General features: G+C 69.4%; 10 protein-coding genes and 1 pseudogene. 6 read left to right on the forward strand and 5 right to left on the reverse strand.

The genetic code is table 11. The features are described from left to right. Positions 1-1,181: DNA polymerase (locus JWQ91_RS14155; protein WP_297785415.1), on the forward strand; the 1,181-nt coding region annotated here is incomplete at its 5' end. Between the two features lie 14 nt (positions 1,182-1,195). On the opposite strand, the gene JWQ91_RS14160 is transcribed toward JWQ91_RS14155, so the two are convergent. Beyond that, positions 1,196-2,425: a polysaccharide biosynthesis protein gene (locus JWQ91_RS14160; protein ID WP_297785418.1), complete on the reverse strand. Its 1,230-nt coding sequence runs from the start codon at positions 2,423-2,425 to the stop codon at positions 1,196-1,198. A 47-nt stretch (positions 2,426-2,472) separates the two neighbouring features. Here JWQ91_RS14160 and JWQ91_RS14165 point away from each other — a divergent pair, with 47 nt between their 5' ends. After that, positions 2,473-4,182, forward strand: a complete 1,710-nt coding sequence (locus JWQ91_RS14165) for a hypothetical protein (RefSeq protein WP_297785421.1) — start codon at positions 2,473-2,475, stop codon at positions 4,180-4,182. Here the strand turns inward: JWQ91_RS14165 and JWQ91_RS14170 are convergent. After that, positions 4,139-5,029: a decaprenyl-phosphate phosphoribosyltransferase gene (locus JWQ91_RS14170; RefSeq protein ID WP_297785424.1), complete on the reverse strand. Its 891-nt coding sequence runs from the start codon at positions 5,027-5,029 to the stop codon at positions 4,139-4,141. The genes JWQ91_RS14165 and JWQ91_RS14170 overlap by 44 nt on opposite strands. Positions 5,030-5,395: 366 nt before the next feature. After that, the gene (locus JWQ91_RS14175; RefSeq protein WP_297785427.1) at positions 5,396-6,493 is read right to left on the reverse strand and encodes a glycosyltransferase family 4 protein; all 1,098 of its coding nucleotides are present in this window, start codon (positions 6,491-6,493) and stop codon (positions 5,396-5,398) included. Positions 6,494-6,647: 154 nt separating this feature from the next. On the opposite strand from JWQ91_RS14175, the gene JWQ91_RS14180 reads away from it, so the two are divergent. After that, positions 6,648-7,382, forward strand: a complete 735-nt coding sequence (locus JWQ91_RS14180; RefSeq protein WP_297785430.1) for a class I SAM-dependent methyltransferase — start codon at positions 6,648-6,650, stop codon at positions 7,380-7,382. Beyond that, positions 7,379-11,368: an alpha-(1->3)-arabinofuranosyltransferase family protein gene (locus JWQ91_RS14185; RefSeq protein ID WP_297785433.1), complete on the forward strand. Its 3,990-nt coding sequence runs from the start codon at positions 7,379-7,381 to the stop codon at positions 11,366-11,368. The genes JWQ91_RS14180 and JWQ91_RS14185 overlap by 4 nt, the downstream gene beginning before the upstream one ends. Here JWQ91_RS14185 and JWQ91_RS14190 read toward each other — a convergent pair. Both JWQ91_RS14190 and JWQ91_RS14195 read right to left on the reverse strand, forming a co-directional pair. Next, a complete protein-coding gene (locus tag JWQ91_RS14190) occupies positions 11,269-12,450 on the reverse strand; it encodes an acyltransferase (RefSeq protein ID WP_297785438.1) in 1,182 nt (393 codons plus the stop codon). The two genes, JWQ91_RS14185 and JWQ91_RS14190, sit on opposite strands and share 100 nt — an antisense overlap. Continuing rightward, positions 12,447-14,282: a hypothetical protein gene (locus JWQ91_RS14195; protein ID WP_297785441.1), complete on the reverse strand. Its 1,836-nt coding sequence runs from the start codon at positions 14,280-14,282 to the stop codon at positions 12,447-12,449. The genes JWQ91_RS14190 and JWQ91_RS14195 overlap by 4 nt, the downstream gene beginning before the upstream one ends. 135 nt (positions 14,283-14,417) lie before the next feature. On the opposite strand from JWQ91_RS14195, the gene JWQ91_RS14200 reads away from it, so the two are divergent. Then, a complete protein-coding gene (locus JWQ91_RS14200) occupies positions 14,418-15,440 on the forward strand; it encodes a DUF3068 domain-containing protein (protein WP_297785444.1) in 1,023 nt (340 codons plus the stop codon). Between the two features lie 78 nt (positions 15,441-15,518). Then, positions 15,519-15,750: pseudogene (locus JWQ91_RS14205) on the forward strand (M18 family aminopeptidase); the annotation flags it as partial.

The raw sequence follows: 15,750 nt of genomic DNA on the forward strand, positions 1-15,750 counted from the left end.
TCGCGCGGATGGAGCGCACCGGCATCGCGATCGACGACGACCATTTGGTCGAGCTGGAGTCGGAGTTCGCCGGGCGCGCCCAGAACGCGGCCTCCGAGGCGTTCGCCGCGATCGGCAAGGAGATCAACCTCGGCTCGCCCAAGCAGCTGCAGGTCGTGCTGTTCGACGAGCTCGGCATGCCCAAGACCAAGAAGACCAAGACCGGCTGGACGACCGATGCCGAGGCGCTGCAGCAGCTGTTCGCCAAGACCGGGCACCCGTTCCTGCAGCACCTGCTGGACCACCGCGACGTGACCCGGCTGCGGCAGACCGTCGAGGGGCTGCGCAAGTCGATCTCGGACGACGGCCGCATCCACACGACGTACGCCCAGATGATCGCGGCCACCGGGCGGCTGAGCTCCAACGACCCCAACCTGCAGAACATCCCGATCCGCACCGCGTCGGGACGACGCATCCGGGAGGCGTTCTGCGTGGGTGAGGGCTTCGAGACCCTCGTGACCGCCGACTACAGCCAGATCGAGATGCGGATCATGGCCCACCTGTCGGAGGATGCCGACCTCATCGCGGCCTTCAACTCCGGCGAGGACTTCCACACCGTCATGGCGGCCAAGGTCTTCAGCCGTGACCCCAGCGAGATCGACGGCGAGCTGCGGGCCCGGATCAAGGCGATGAACTACGGCCTGGCCTACGGACTGTCGTCCTACGGGCTGAGCCAGCAGCTCGGCATCACCACGGGCGAGGCGCAGGGCCTGATGGACGACTACTTCCAGCGGTTCGGTGGTGTGCGGGACTACCTGCGCAGCCTCGTCGACGAGGCACGCCAGACCGGCTTCACCGAGACCATCATGGGTCGCCGGCGTTATCTGCCGGACCTGCAGAGCGACAACCGGCAGCGCCGGGAGATGGCCGAGCGGATGGCCCTCAACGCCCCGATCCAGGGATCGGCCGCCGACATCATCAAGGTCGCGATGCTCAACGTCGAGCGGACGCTCGACGCCGCCGGGCTCACCTCGCGGATGCTGTTGCAGGTGCACGACGAGCTCGTGCTCGAGGTCGCCGCGGGGGAGCGGGAGCAGGTCGAGCAGCTGGTCCGCGACCAGATGGCCTCAGCCGCCGACCTGTCGGTGCCGCTCGACGTCTCGGTCGGTGTCGGTCGCACGTGGCACGAGGCCGGTCACTGACCGGCGGACGGCCCTCAGAGGTCGCGGGGGTCGGTCGCGAGCGAGCTCGGCGGAGCCTTCGTCGGGTGTGGGGTGAGGTAGACGACCGTCGCCAGCACCGCGGCGACGACTGCCACGGTCAGCACGAGACCCGTGATGTCGACGTTCAGGCCGTACGCCGCGGCGACCACTGCCGCGACCGCGACCCAGATCATCACGACGATGCCGTGGGCGTGCCGGGCCAGGGCCTCGAAGACCAGCAGGTGCACGATCGCCAGCAGGGAGCCGGCGAGGGCGAAGAGCCACAATCGGTCGGTGATCTCCTCGTACTTGTCGCCGCCCACCAGGATCAGGGCGAGCCGGGGCAGCACCGCTGTCGCCAGCACCGCGAGCGCGCCGAAGGCCGCGACCAGCGAGACGGCCCGCAGCCGGGCGTGGTGCGTCGTCGCTCGGGCCAGTGACGGGAAGAGCACGACGCTGACGAACTGCGGGAAGAACAGGGCGGCCTTGGCGAGGATCAACCCCGAGGCGTACAGGCCGCTGTCGTGCTCGTCCAGGACGTTACGGGCGATCAGCGAGTCCATGTTGCTGAGGACGAAGTAGGCCAGCAGGGCGTGCGTCGAGAGGAGCGCCTCGCGGATCAGGGGCTTGCGGCTGACCGGCGGACCATGGCTGCCGTGCCCCAGCAGCAGGCGGGCCCCGACGAGGACGGGCAGCCACGACCCGACGGCGATGCCGACCATCGCCGCGACCGGCGTCGGGCTGATCAGCATCGCGGCGGTGCCGCCGATGAGCCGGCCGAACCCGTTGCCGAGATAGACCGCCGTGAGGGAGCCCCAGCGCTCGGTGCCCTGGGCCACGCCCGCCTGGGCGCCCATGATCGTCAGCGGCACCAGGGTCGCGCCGCACAGGACGACCGACCAGTAGTCGTCGAGCCTCAGGATCGGCGTGAGCACGACGGTCGACAGCGCGACCACGAGTCCCACCATGGCGGCCACCATGACGGTGACGCGAGCCGTGGCGCTGATGATCTCGCCGCTGTGCTCCGGATCCACGGAGAGCCGACGGGCGGTGACGGCCTGCAGGCCCAACGAGGCCACGGTCCCGACCAGGATGATGCCGAACAGCGCCGTGAGGGCCCCGAATTCGTGGGGCACCAGCAGGCGGGCCGCCACGACGTTGAAGCCGTAGACGGCGACGTTCATGCCCATCATCCCGGCGGCCACGAGGGTGCCGCCGGTCATCGTCGTCCGTGCGGTCCTCACCACGGCACAATAGCCGTGGACAGGACCAACCACGACGAGGGGCGAGCATGCAGCGATGGCGCGCGAGCGTGGTGCCTCTGTGGTGCGCCGCGGTGACGATCGTCATCGGCGTCCCGTGGCTCCGCGGGGGCTATCTCCTCACCTATGACATGGTCTGGGTGCCACAGCTCGGCCTCGACCGTCCGGAGGTGTGGGGCCTCGGGACAGGCCTGCCCCGCGCGGTGCCCTCGGACGCTGTCGCGGGTCTGCTGGGCGCTGCGATCCCGGCGGTCCTCGTCCAACGGCTCGTGCTGCTGATCGCGCTGTTCGTGCTGGGTCTGGGGATGGCCCGGCTGCTCCGGCACCGATCCGTGGCCGCGCAGCTGGCCGCCGCGACGCTGGCGATCTGGAACCCGTACGTCGCCGAGCGGCTCGTGCTGGGCCAGTGGCCGGTGCTGGTGGCACTTGCCGGCTTCCCCTGGCTCGTCCGGGCGTTCGTCGAGGACGACGCCCCGCGGTGGTCCATCGCGGCATTGGCCCTCGCGGCGACCGCGCTGAGCCCCGCGACCGGGGTCATGGGGCTCGTGATGGGGGGCGTCGCCGCCTGGCGACATGGCGCCGTCCGGTTGATCCTGCTCGCCGCGCTGGTCAACGGGCCGTGGATCGTGTCGGGCCTGCTCCACGTCGACATCGCGCGGACCGACCCGGCCGCCGCCGCGCTGTTCGACCTGCAGGGGGAGGGGAGCCTGGGCAAGCTCGGGTCAGCGCTCACGCTCGGCGGCATCTGGAACACCGATGTCGTCCCGACCTCGCGGACCCTCGTGACGGCGGTGGTCCTGGCCGCGCTGCTCGGAGCCCTCATGATCGTGGGGCTCGTCGCGTTGTGGTGCGATGACCGCCGGCTCCTGAGCGCGCTGGCGGTGCCCGGCGGCGTGGGTCTGGTCATCGCGCTCGGTGGCTGGCTGGCCCCCGACCTGGTCGGCCGGGTCGTCGAGGACGTACCGGCCGGAGGCATCGTGCGCGACGGCACCCGGTGGCTGGCCCTTCTCGTGCCCCTGGAGGCCGTCGCGCTCGGCGTCGGTGCCTCCGCGGCGGCGAGCAGGCTGAGGCACACCTCCTGGGCCTCCGCAGTGCCGATCCTCGCCATCGTGCTGCCACTCGCGGCGCTCCCCGACCTGGCCTTCGGTGTCGGTGGGCGCGTGGAGCCGACGTCGTACCCGGCGTCGTGGACCGCGGCGCGGGAGACGATCGAGAAGAGCTCGGTCCCGGGCGACATCCTCGTGCTGCCCTTCACGGCCTACCGCCGCCCGGCGTGGAACGACGACACGCCGGTGCTCGACCCCGCCGGTCGCTACTTCGACCGGACGACGGTCACCAACGACGCGCTCGACGTGTCAGGGCGGCCCATCGCTGGGGAGGACCCGCGGGCCGCCGGCATCGGCCGCATCCTCGCCGGCAAGGACCACGACGTCCTTGCGCGGCTGGCGCGTCGGGGCATCGGGATCGTCGTCGTGGAGACCGACGCGCTCGACGCTGACCGATCTCTGCGTCAGGTCCGGGGTGCGCGAGAGCTGCCGGTCACGGGGGACGGGATCCGGGTCTTCACGATCCCGGATGCACGGGCACGACCGGTCGACGAGGGGGACCGGCGGATCATGATCGTGACCTGGTCCGTCGCCGGCCTGACCCTCCTGCTGGGCCTGGCGGGAGTCGTCAGGGGGCGGGCCGACCGGATCAGGTCGAGTAGACGCCCAGCGCGAATGTCGCCAGCCACATGAGACTGAGGACCTGCAGCACGCGGTCGCGCAACACGGCGTCCTCCGGCTCGCCGGCGAGCCCACGATCGATGTCGACCGCATAGCGCATCAGACCGAGGACGAACGGGGCGATCGAGATCGGCTGCCAGCTGATCGTCGAGTCACCACGGATCTCGAAGGCCCAGAGGCTGTACGCCATGACCGTGACGGATGCGGCCAGGCTCCAGACGAAGCGCAGGTACGACTCCGAGTACGTCTCGAGGCTCCGGCGGGTGCCGGACCCCTCTCCCAGGCTCATCAGCTCGGAGTATCTCTTCCCGGCGACCATGAACAGGGAGCCGAACGACGCGACCAACAGGAACCACTGGGACAGCTCGACGCCGGTCGCCACGCCACCGGCGATGGCCCGCAGCAGGAAGCCGGCCGAGACGATCGCCAGGTCGAGGACTGGTTGGTGCTTCAGCCACATCGCGTAGAGCACCTGCACGGCGAGGTAGACGGCCATCGTCAGCGCAAGTTCGACGCCGACGGCGAGAGCGATCCCCATCGACGACACGGCCAGCGCGGCGGCGGCGGATGTCGCGAGCCCCGAGCTCAGTGCTCCGGAGGCCACGGGCCGGGTGCGCTTGGTCGGATGACGACGGTCTGCCTCCGCGTCCCTCACGTCGTTGAACAGATAGACCGCCGACGCCGCGAGGGTGAACGAGACGAATGCCGCCAGGACTCGTGGGATCACATGTGGCTCGTCGATCACGCCGCCCGACAGCGGCGCGGCGATCACCAGCAGATTCTTGGCCCATTGACGGGGACGAGCCGACCGCAGGATCGCTGCGGCGGTGCTCGTCGGGGTACGAGTGCTGGTGGGCATGATGGCCATCAGGGTAGTCGGACAGGGGTTCGGCAACGGGACGGTGCGCTTGATCCGGGGTTGACCCCCTTGGCCTGTTACGCTGTGGGCTGTCTTGAGGGAGGCTTAATTGTGGGAACACTTACTGGCGGAATCATCGCTTTCATCGCGGGACTCGGTCTTGCGGGCGCCACCGTTGTCGGAGTTGTCCAGTCGCAGCAGAGCGCGGCGGAGAAGCCGATCAGCACCAGCAGCTCGGTGAGCTACGGCTCGAACGGCTGATCACCGGCACCAGGCACGTCAGAAGGGCGGACCCCACGGGGTCCGCCCTTCTTGTCCGTCCCGGAGGTGTCGGCTCCGGCCGACCCGACCAGCTGCTGCTGCCTGCTACGACGGGTGGACCGAGCCCACGACCGCGGCGAAGTCGGCCTGGGACGCGGACCAGGAGAACGTCTGTGACTTCTCCAGCGCACCCTGCCCGAGGAAGGCACGCCACTGCTCGTCCTCGACGAGCTCACGGATCGTGCTGGTGAACTCCTCCGGCGTGTCGACCAGGACACCCGAGCTCTTGTGGTCGATCGACTCGGTCGTGCCGCCGGCCGTGCTGTAGGCCACGGTCGGCACGCCGTGACTACCGGCCTCGCCGATCACCAGGCCCCAGCCCTCCTTGATCGAGGGAAGCGCCATGACCCACGCCTGGCACAGGATCTCGTGCTTGGCCGCGTCGTCGACGAACCCGTGGAAGACCACGTTGTCCTCGACGCCGCGGCTGCGGACGTAGGCGCGCAGCTCGTCCTCCCACCAGCCGGCACCGACGATGTCGAGCGTCGCGTCGGGATGGTCGGTCACCAGGTCAGCGATGGCGTCCACCGCGTGCTCGACCTGCTTGTGCGGGACGAGGCGACCCAGGACGCAGATGCGCGGCGCGGGGGAGCGGGTGCCCTCGACGGACGGGGCCAGGTCGTTGCCGTTGTGGATCACCGTGATGCGATCACGGTCGACACCGAGGTCGATGAGCTCGAGCCGGGTCGCCTGCGACACCGCGACGTACTTGCTGCGGGCGTAGAGCCGCGGTGACAGACGGCTCTCGATCCACCAGCCGACGCGCCCGATCAAGCCGGGGTAGACGACGGGCCACTGCTCGCGGTGCACGTGGTGCACCAGCACCACGACGGGCTTGCGAGTCGCGAGCCTGGTGAAGAACGGGAGGCCGTTCTGCACGTCGACGACGACGTCGACCTTGCCGTAGCGCCCCAGCAGCAGCGCCAGGAACGTGCGGAGGTAGATGTCCATCTTGGTGCCGCGGCGGACGAAGCGGACGCCGTCGACGACCTCGGTGCGGGGCGCACTGTCGTGCGCGGCGCACGCGATGGTGACACGGTGACCACGCTCGACCAGGCCACGCGCCATGTTCTCGACGTAGCGCTCGGAGCCGCCGCCCTCGGGGTTCTGAGTGTCCCGCCAGTTGCAGAAAAGTATGTCCATGGCTCGACCGGCGGGTGCCGGTCCCTCCCTTTGATGCCGGGCGAACCCGGCAGCTGCCTCGCGACACGTCCCTCAACGTGACGGTGTCGTGTCCCTCAACACGACAACCTGATGCTATCAGTGGGGTGGTCCACTGCTCCCGTATCCTTTCCGGGTGCCCGACCTGTCCTTCCGTCCTACTCTGCGACGATCCTGGCAGTTGTTCCGGGCCTTTCGTGTCGAGCAGACCGATCCCGACCGCTTCTACGGGACGTTGGCGAGTGACTCGGTCGACCAGATCAGCACGTACGCCGACCTCGACGGCCGCTGGACGCTCGACGTCGGCGGCGGCCCCGGCTACTTCGCCGACGCGTTCCGTGCGGCCGGGGCGACCTACACGGCGCTCGACGCGGACCTCGGCGAGCTCTCGGGGCTGGGTGAGCCGATGCCCGGCACCGTCCTGGGCAGCGGCATGCAGCTGCCGTTCCAGGACGACAGCTTCGGTGCCACCTATTCGTCGAACGTCCTCGAGCACGTCAGCGAGCCATGGACGATGGCCGACGAGATGGTGCGGGTCACCGAGCCCGGGGGACTGGTCTTCATCTCCTACACGCTGTGGTTCGGCCCCTGGGGCGGTCACGAGACTGCGCCGTGGCACTTCCTCGGCGGCCACCGTGCCGCACGCAGGTACGAGAAGAAGCACGGGCACCCGCCCAAGAACGTGTTCGGGACCTCGCTGTTCGCCGTGACCGCCGGAGCGGGCCTGGCGTGGGCGAAGAAGCAGACCGGCGCCGAGGTCGTGGCCGTCATCCCGCGCTACCTGCCCCGATGGTCGTGGTGGGTCCTGCGGGTCCCGGTGCTGCGTGAGCTCGTGACGTGGAACCTGGCGATCGTCCTGAGGAAGACGTGAGCGACGTACGTCGACGCTTTCGCCTTGCCGCAACATGTCTGGTCCTTGCCGCGCTTGCGCTGGTCCAGCAGCCCGGGCGGATCGTCGCTGACACCAAGCTGGACCTGGTCATCAACCCGAGTGGGTTCCTGGCTCGTTCGCTGGACCTGTGGGACGCCGACGGCTTCTTCGGCCAGGTGCAGAACCAGGCGTACGGATACCTCTTCCCGATGGGACCGTTCTTCTGGCTGGGCCACGCCGCCGACCTGTCCCCGTGGGTCGTGCAGCGACTGTGGTGGGCGATGCTGCTGTGCGTCGCGTTCCTGGGGATGGTGGCCCTGTGCAAGGCCCTGGGGATCTCCTCGCTCGGGGTGCAGATCTTCGCCGGCCTGCTGTTCGCGCTGTCGCCCCGGATCCTCTCGGTCATCGGACCCAGCTCGATCGAGGTGTGGCCGTCCGCGGTGGCGCCGTGGGTGCTCGTTCCCCTGGTCCTGGGGCTGCGGCGGGGCAGCCCCCGGCGACAAGCAGCGCTCAGCGCGCTCGCCGTGGCGGCGGTCGGCGGCGTCAACGCGGTCGCCACCTTCGCCGTCATCCCGCTCGGTGCGATCTGGCTGCTGACCGCGCCTCGGGGTCCGCGCCGACGCGCACTCATGATCTGGTGGCCGCCGCTGATCCTGCTCGGCACGTTCTGGTGGCTCGCGCCGCTGTTCCTCCTGGGCTCGGTGAGCCCGCCGTTCCTCGACTTCATCGAGAGCTCCTCGGTCACGACCTCCGCCGCGACCTTGGTGGACGCGTTGCGGGGCACGTCCAACTGGGTGCCGTACATCTCGTCGGGGGCGGTGGCGGGCCGGGAGCTCATCACGAATGCCGCCGTCATCCTCAACACCGGTGTCCTCATGGTCCTCGGGGTCGTGGGTATCACGCTGGCGCCGGCGACGCACCGCCGATTCCTCCTGTGGAGCGTCCTGAGCGGGCTCGCCCTGGTCACGATCGGTCACACCGGCTCGGTGGCAGGCTGGTGGTCCGGGTCCGCCCAGGAGCTGCTGGACGGTGCGCTCGCACCCCTGCGCAACACCCACAAGTTCGACGTCGTGGTGCGGATCCCGCTGGTGCTGGGTGCCGCGTACGCCCTCGACGCCGCCGTGAGGCGAGGCGCGCAGGCGGAACGTCGCGACGTGGTGCGGCGGGCCGGGGCCGCGGTGCTGGTGGCTGCCGCCCTGGTCGGCGCGACCGCTCCCGCGTGGACGGGTGAGCTCGCGAACCGTCGCTCGTTCGAGGTGACGCCGACCTACTGGCAGGACACCGCCGACTACCTTGCGCGTGCCGGGGTCGGCACCTCGTTGATGGTCCCCTCGTCCGGGTTCGGTGACTACCTGTGGGGCAGCACCGGCGACGAGCTCATGCAGCCCATCGCGCGATCCCCGTGGGCAGTCCGCAACAGCATCCCCCTGACGCCCACCGGCACGATCCGCTACCTCGACTCGATCACGTCGGCGCTCAACCAGGGACGGGGCTCGGCAGGCCTCCCGACCAGCCTGCGTCGAGCTGGGGTGGGTCAGCTCGTCGTCCGCAACGACCTGGAGCCCGAGGTCGCCGACGGGCGGACCGAGCCGGTCTACGCAACCCTGCGGAACACGCCCGGTCTGAGCAAGGTGGCGGGATTCGGTCCGACGCTGGGTGGCGAGCCCATGATCGACCTCGACAGCGAGCGCTCGTTCTCCGCCGGCGGGTGGCAGTCGGCACACCAGGCGATCGAGATCTGGGCCGTCGACGACCCCACGCCGTCATCCACGATCCAGACGCTGGAGACGACACCGACGGTCGTGGGCTCGGCCGAGGGAACGACGGTCCTCGACGAGCTCGGTGTGCTCCACGGCCGCTCCGTCGTCCTGGCGCAGGACCAGGACGAGTCTCCGGCCGGGGACCTGCTCGTGACCGACGGGCTGCGTCGTCAGGAGGCCTCGTTCGGAAGGGTCGACTCCCTGCGCTCGGCGTCGCTCGCGGTCGACGAGCCGTACGCACTCAAGCGTCGCCTGCACGACTACCTGCAGCCGCGGGACGAGGAGTGGCTGAGCACGCCGGTCCTGCGTGGCGCCGTCTCGCTGGAGGCCTCCAGCTCCAGCTCGGGCGCCGACAGCCTCGGGTCCGTCGACCCCGGCTCGCACGTGTGGTCTGCGTTCGACGGAGATCCACGCACGTCGTGGGTCGCAGACTCCGACACCGGCTGGCTGCGCCTCGGGCTCGCGAAGGTGCGTGACGTCGGTGGCGTGCGCATCGTCGCGGACGCGGCGCCAGGCGAGAAGGTGGAGCTGCGCATCTCGACCGAGGATGGCACGGTCCGGCGTACTGCCGTGGGACGAGATCCGGTCCTGGTCGACGTCGGCCGGGTGGGCGAGCTCCACATCGAAGGTGACCGTCAGGGCTCGCGCCGTCTCGCGATCGCCAGCGTGTCCTCGCAGGCATTGTCCCTCTCCCGACCACTCGCGATGCCCTCGACGCCGAAGGCCTGGGGGAAGGTCGACCGAGTCGTCCTCGGAGTCGACGAAGGCGGCAGCCCGTCGTGCGTGACAGTCCAGCAGCTCGACCGGTGTCGAGCCGGCGTGGGCACGCAGAGCGAGGACGCGGTCACGATCGATCGCATCCTCCCGATGCCCACGACCTCGGACTACGACCTCAGGGTCGTGACCGCCCCGGTGGCGGGCGCGGGCGCCGACGCCCTGCTCCAGGACGGTCTGCCGCAGATCGTCTCCGCAAGCTCGAGCCTCGCCGCGGACGTCCGGAACAGCGTGGCCCGGGTCGCGGACGGCGACCCCCGGACGGGATGGATCTCCGCGTTCGGCGACACCGACCCCACCCTCGACGTGCGGTGGAAGGAGACCCGGACGATCTCGAGCATCGACGTCAGCACGCTCGCGGGACTGCCGGCCTCCAGCGTGTCGGCCGTGACGCTCGAGCTCGACGATGGCACGTTGCGACAGGTGAAGCTGAAGGACGGCAAGGGTCGCTTCACCTCGGTGCGTGCCGATCACGTCGCGGTGCACCTGAAGACGAACGGCGAGGCGCGGGACTTCGGCGTCGACGGCTTCCCCAGCGTCCTGCCGGTCGGGGTCTCCGAGCTCACCTTCGACGGTGAGCCCGCGAAGCAGCCACGACTCTCCCGCGACATGATCGTCCTGCCGTGCGGGTCGGGGCCGTCGGTCCGCATCAACGGCGAGACCCACCGGACGGCCGTGCGGACCTCGCTCGCGGCCTTCGCCGCCTCGGAGCCGGGCACTGCCCGCTTGTGCGACGACGTCCCCCTCACGATGGCCAAGGGGCTCAACCGAGTCACGGTGAACGCCTCGGACCTGTACGGAGCGGGCCGCGTCGTCATGACCGCTCGCGGCTCCTCGAGTCACGGGACCGGCGCAGGGAATCTGGTGACACGTGCCCAGAACGCGAACCTCGGTTGGACCGGCGTGGCCGATGGACGGGCCGCCGTGCCGGTCACGGTCAACGGGTGGCAACGCGGCTGGCGCCTGCCGGCAACAGGGTCCACGGAGGTGGAGGAGACCTTCACCGCCAACACGGCATATCGTGCGGCGCTGGTCCTGGGTGCCGTGACGGCTCTCGCCCTGATCGGGATCGTGCTCGTGCGCGGTCGTCGTCCGCGTCACGTCGCGGACGCCCAGCAGCCGCGTGACCTGAGCATCGGGGGCTTCCTCGGGATGTTCGCGCTCCTGGGTCTCGTGGCCGGGACCGCGGGCGTGGCCGTTGCGCTGATCGGCGCGGCGATCGGGTCGAAGGTGGCAACGCGTCGCGAGCCCGCGGCGTGGTGGGTCGCGGCGACGCTCCTGCCGGCCGTCGGGTGCTACGCGTGGTGGGCCATCGCCGGGGGCGACGTGCCGGTCATCCCGTGGCGCTTCCCTCAGCTGTGTGCAGCGCTCTCGCTGGGAGTTGTCGTCGGTGTCGTCTGGCGGCGGCGGCCGGGTGCGAGCGACATGAACGGTCTCTCGACGACGCGGTAGAGCGCCTCGGCCACCACGATGCTGATCGCCAAGATGATGACGAACAGCAGTGGGAACGACGTGTCGAAGACGGTGAACCCCATCGCGGGCACCCCCACCGCGAGGACCGTCACGTGGCAGCAGAAGATCGCGTACGAGATGTGACCGAGGTGCCTCAAGGGCGGCAGGGCCAGCACTCGTGCCACGGGGGAGTCGTCGCTGCCGAGGACGCACGGCGCGACCGCGAGCACCGCGACGAGTGCGTAGCAGACGTGGCGCATCACGGCCTGGGTCGGCGTCGGCGCGATGAGCAGCGGCGACCCGCCGAGGGGGGTCGAGACGATCGCGAAGATCGCGGCGGCAGCCACCCAGCACGAGGTCCGGTCACGACCCGCGGCGATCAGCGCGCCGGTCAGGCGACCGGGCGACGAGGAGTCGATCGTCAGCACCGCGAGGCCGATGCCGAGCGCGAACCAGCTGCCGTACGCGGGAAGCCAGCGCGCGGCGTGGCCGGCCCACGAGGCGTCGACGGTGTGGGTGACCAGGACCCAGGCGAGGCTCCCCACCATCACGAGGAGCAGGAAGGCGAGAAGCCGTACCGGACGCCATCGCCGGCGGCACAGCACACGGATGAAGAAGGCGCCGAGCAGGGGGAGGATCAGGTAGAACGCGACCTCGACGGTGAGGCTCCACATCTGGGTGAGCCCCTGCGGGAGCTGGTCCTCCCGGTAGAGGTCCACCAGGAGCAGGTTCTGGATCCATCGACCCAGGCCCATGGACCGGTTCTCCTCGATCAGCGCCAACGCCGCGACGACACTGACGACGTACACCGGGAAGATCCGGAGCACGCGCTTGCTGAAGTAGCGTCTGGCGGCCTCGTGGGGCACGCGGTCGTGGGCCGAGACGAGGTAGGACCGGCTCAGCAAGAACCCCGAGAGCACGAAGAAGATCGCGACGCCGACCTCGAGCCGCTGCACGGCGACGCCGAACCGGCCGGTCGTGTAGTAGCCCGACCAGAAGCCGGCGTGCGTCGCCACGACGGCGATGGACGCCACAGCGCGCATCGCATCCAGCTGGGGGAAGTCGCGTCGTGCGGTCGTCATCGTGGTTCCATCCAGGTTCCGATGTTGAGTGTGTTGACGCACAGGCGTGCCCCCGACGGCAGGTCGAACACGATGCGATCGTTGCTGCCTTCCGTGCGAAGGCTGAGCGTGTGCGTGCCGGCCTCGAGGCGAGCGTCGTAGTGTTTCGTCCCCACGACGAGTCCGATCTCGGTGCTGGTGTCGGACCGATAGGACATTGACAGCCAGAACGGGAAGTCGTAGGTCGCCGATCCGAAAGCTATGTGCTGGGACTCGGCGCCGCCCTGCAGGCACCGAGCCAGCCGGCGGGACGCGACGGTGAAGTCGGGTGAGGCGAATCCCGGCTTGATCGAGCCGTTGTCGTCCAGCACCTGCATGTCGGTCGCGACGTCAGGAGTCGTGAACCGTGTGGCGAGCGGGGACAGGAGCAGGCGCGGAAGGTTGTACGGGTCGAAGAGGGCGGGCATGACCGGACCGGGCACCGCCTGGTCGGCCAGTGGGACAGGAGTCGACCGGGACTCGAGATCCTGCTGTGCCGTCGTCAGATATCGCCGTGCATCGAAGTCCTGGTGCCAGGGTTTGACGTAGCCGAGGGTTGACGCGATCGATCCGGCCACGAAGACCACCAGGTAGCCGGCCAGTATGCGGTGCGCCACGCGTCGACTCATGAGCGAGACGGGACGGCGGACCAGGACGGCGGGCAGGCCGCGCAACGGCATCAGCGACAGGGCAGCCGCCAGTGTCAGGACAGGCATGAAGTCTGCCCAGTAGCGAATCTCGGCAGAGGTGATCTTGAAGACCCCCGCGCGACCGTAGCCGAGCAGACCAGCCGTGACGAGCACGTAGGGCACGACGAACCACAGGGGTTGCAGCGCGCCCTTGTAGTGGGCGACGAGCAGGACGACGGCGCCGCCGAGGACGAGCAGGCAGATGATCCAGGCGACCTGTGGGGGGTCGGCGAGCTGACGTGGTCCGGCCTCGCCGCCGATCTCCAGCCAGCTCCACGGGCCCCCGAACAGGGCCGTCGACAGATTCTTCACGACGAACGTGTCGGCCAGGTCGACGTAGTCCACCTTTCCGGCAGGCGACGATTCGGCGGGCAGGGTGAAGTAGGCGATCAGATAGGCGACACCGGACAGGGCGTAGAGGGTCCATGCGAGACGGAAGCGCACCAGCAGCGACCAGATCCGTCGCGGCAGGGGGCCCTGCGCCGCGTAGCACACCGCGAGGACCGCAAGCACGGGCGCGATCAGGAGCGCCTTGACGTAGAAGAGGAGCGCGAGCAGCACGCACAGCGCCGCGCCCAGCGCGAAGCGGCGCTGGCCGGTTCGCAGCATCAGGACGTGCAGGCCGATCGCCCCGAACATGAAGGGCTGGACCGCGATGGAATTGACCCCGGCGGCCCACCACATCAGGGATGGGATCGTCACGACGGAGAACAGGTAGATCGTCAGCGGCACGAGGATCATGGCCCTGTTGCCGAACAGCGTGCGGAGCATCCACCAGCAGGCCAGGCTCGCGGCCGCCTGGAACACGATCATCTCCACTGCCGCCACGTGCCACGCGTAGACGCCCGCCGCGGCGACCGGGACGACCAGCGCGAACGACCCGGGCATGAAGTGCAGATTGTGGCGGTGGAAGAACCACTCGGCATCGGCCTGGCCACGGGCCACATCGGCCAGGAAGACAAAGTCGTCGCCGAAGAACCAGCTGCCCCAGACGGCCCAGGCGCGAAGGATGAGCTGCGCCGTGATGAGCGTGATCGCCACGACGGTGAGGGCGCGACGTCGTGCGGTGGGGTCATGGCGCACCGCGCGGACCACCGCGGTGCCCTCGTCGAGCAGCGAAGTCACGTCGGAGATCGTCTCACAGCACGGTGGCGCGACAGGCTCAGCGCACGATCCATCGGACGTGACACCTGGTGACCCCCGTCGCTGCTACGTTCTCAGTGAATCATTATGTGGAGGGAGCCCACAGTGGGAAAGAAATTGGGGACAGTCGCACTGTTCCTCGGCGCGTTCTTGATCGCGCTCGCCGCCTTGTCGAAGTTCTACATGTACGACCAGCTCGCGGTCGTACCCCTGAACCAGGACACGACCAGCATGGCGCAGACGGCACCCGGCGCGGACGCCGAGTACCTCGACGCGGCCGCCGGCCTGAAGATCACCAAGGGCCCGCTCAAGAACGTCAAGGCCGTTCGCGGCGACGTCGAGGCGAGCAAGAAGGCCAGCGAGGCGCTCGGCAAGGACGTCGCGATCTGGGACATCTACGACAGCACCGACAAGCCGACCTTCGACTTCGCCAGCGGCGAGACCGCGCTGAGCGCGACGCAGGACCGCGTGGCGTTCGACCGCAACACGGGTCAGTCCGTGTCCTACGAGGACACCAAGTCGCTCGCGGACGGCAAGGAGGTCGCCCCCGGTGACTTCAAGGGCCTCTACTTCAAGTTCCCGTTCGGCTCGGAGAAGAAGACCTACCAGTTCTGGGACGGCACGCTGCGCAAGGCGACACCCGCCAAGTACGTCGGTGAGGGCAAGGTCAAGGGCCTGAAGGTCTACAAGTACCGCCAGACCATCGCCCCGATCAAGACGGGCACGATCGACGTTCCCGGTTCGCTGATCGACGAGAAGGCGTCGACCGTGACGGCCGACCAAATCTACTCGAGCGTGACGGACTACAGCGTCGAGCCCGTCACCGGGGTCGTGATCTGGGGCCGGACGGCCCAGGACAACTACCTCGAGCTCGATGGCGAGCGTGTCCTGACCACGACCAAGGCCACGCTGGCGTACACCGACGCCAACGTGACCAAGAACGTCAACGACTACGAGGGCAAGTCCAAGCTGCTCGCGGCGGTCAAGACGACTGTCCCGCTCGGCGGCCTCATCCTCGGAGTCATCCTCATCGGTCTCGGAGTGTTCATTCGTCGTGGCGGCCGTCACGACTCGTCCTCGGCTCACAAGGACCTCTCGGATCACAAGCGGAATGCGGACGGGGTGCAGCTCACGAAGTGAGCTCGCAGCCCTCCACCACGAACGCCTCGACCTCCGGGTCGGGGCGTTCGTGCGTCCGCCACCACTAGGCTGACGGTCGTGACCATCGCTCCCGCCGCCGAACTCTGCAGCTTCATCGACGCCTCCCCGACGCCGTTCCACGTGTGTCGCACCGTGGCCTCCGAGCTCGACGCCGCGGGCTACCGTCGCCTCGACGAGCGGGACGCCTGGCCGACGCAGCCGGGGGAGTTCTACGTCGTCCGCGGCGGATCACTCGTCGCGTGGTCCACGTCAGCGAGCGACGCCCCGTCCGATGCGTTCCGTGTCGTCG

The organism is Aeromicrobium sp. (assembly GCF_025965075.1).
GTDB lineage: Bacteria > Actinomycetota > Actinomycetes > Propionibacteriales > Nocardioidaceae > Aeromicrobium.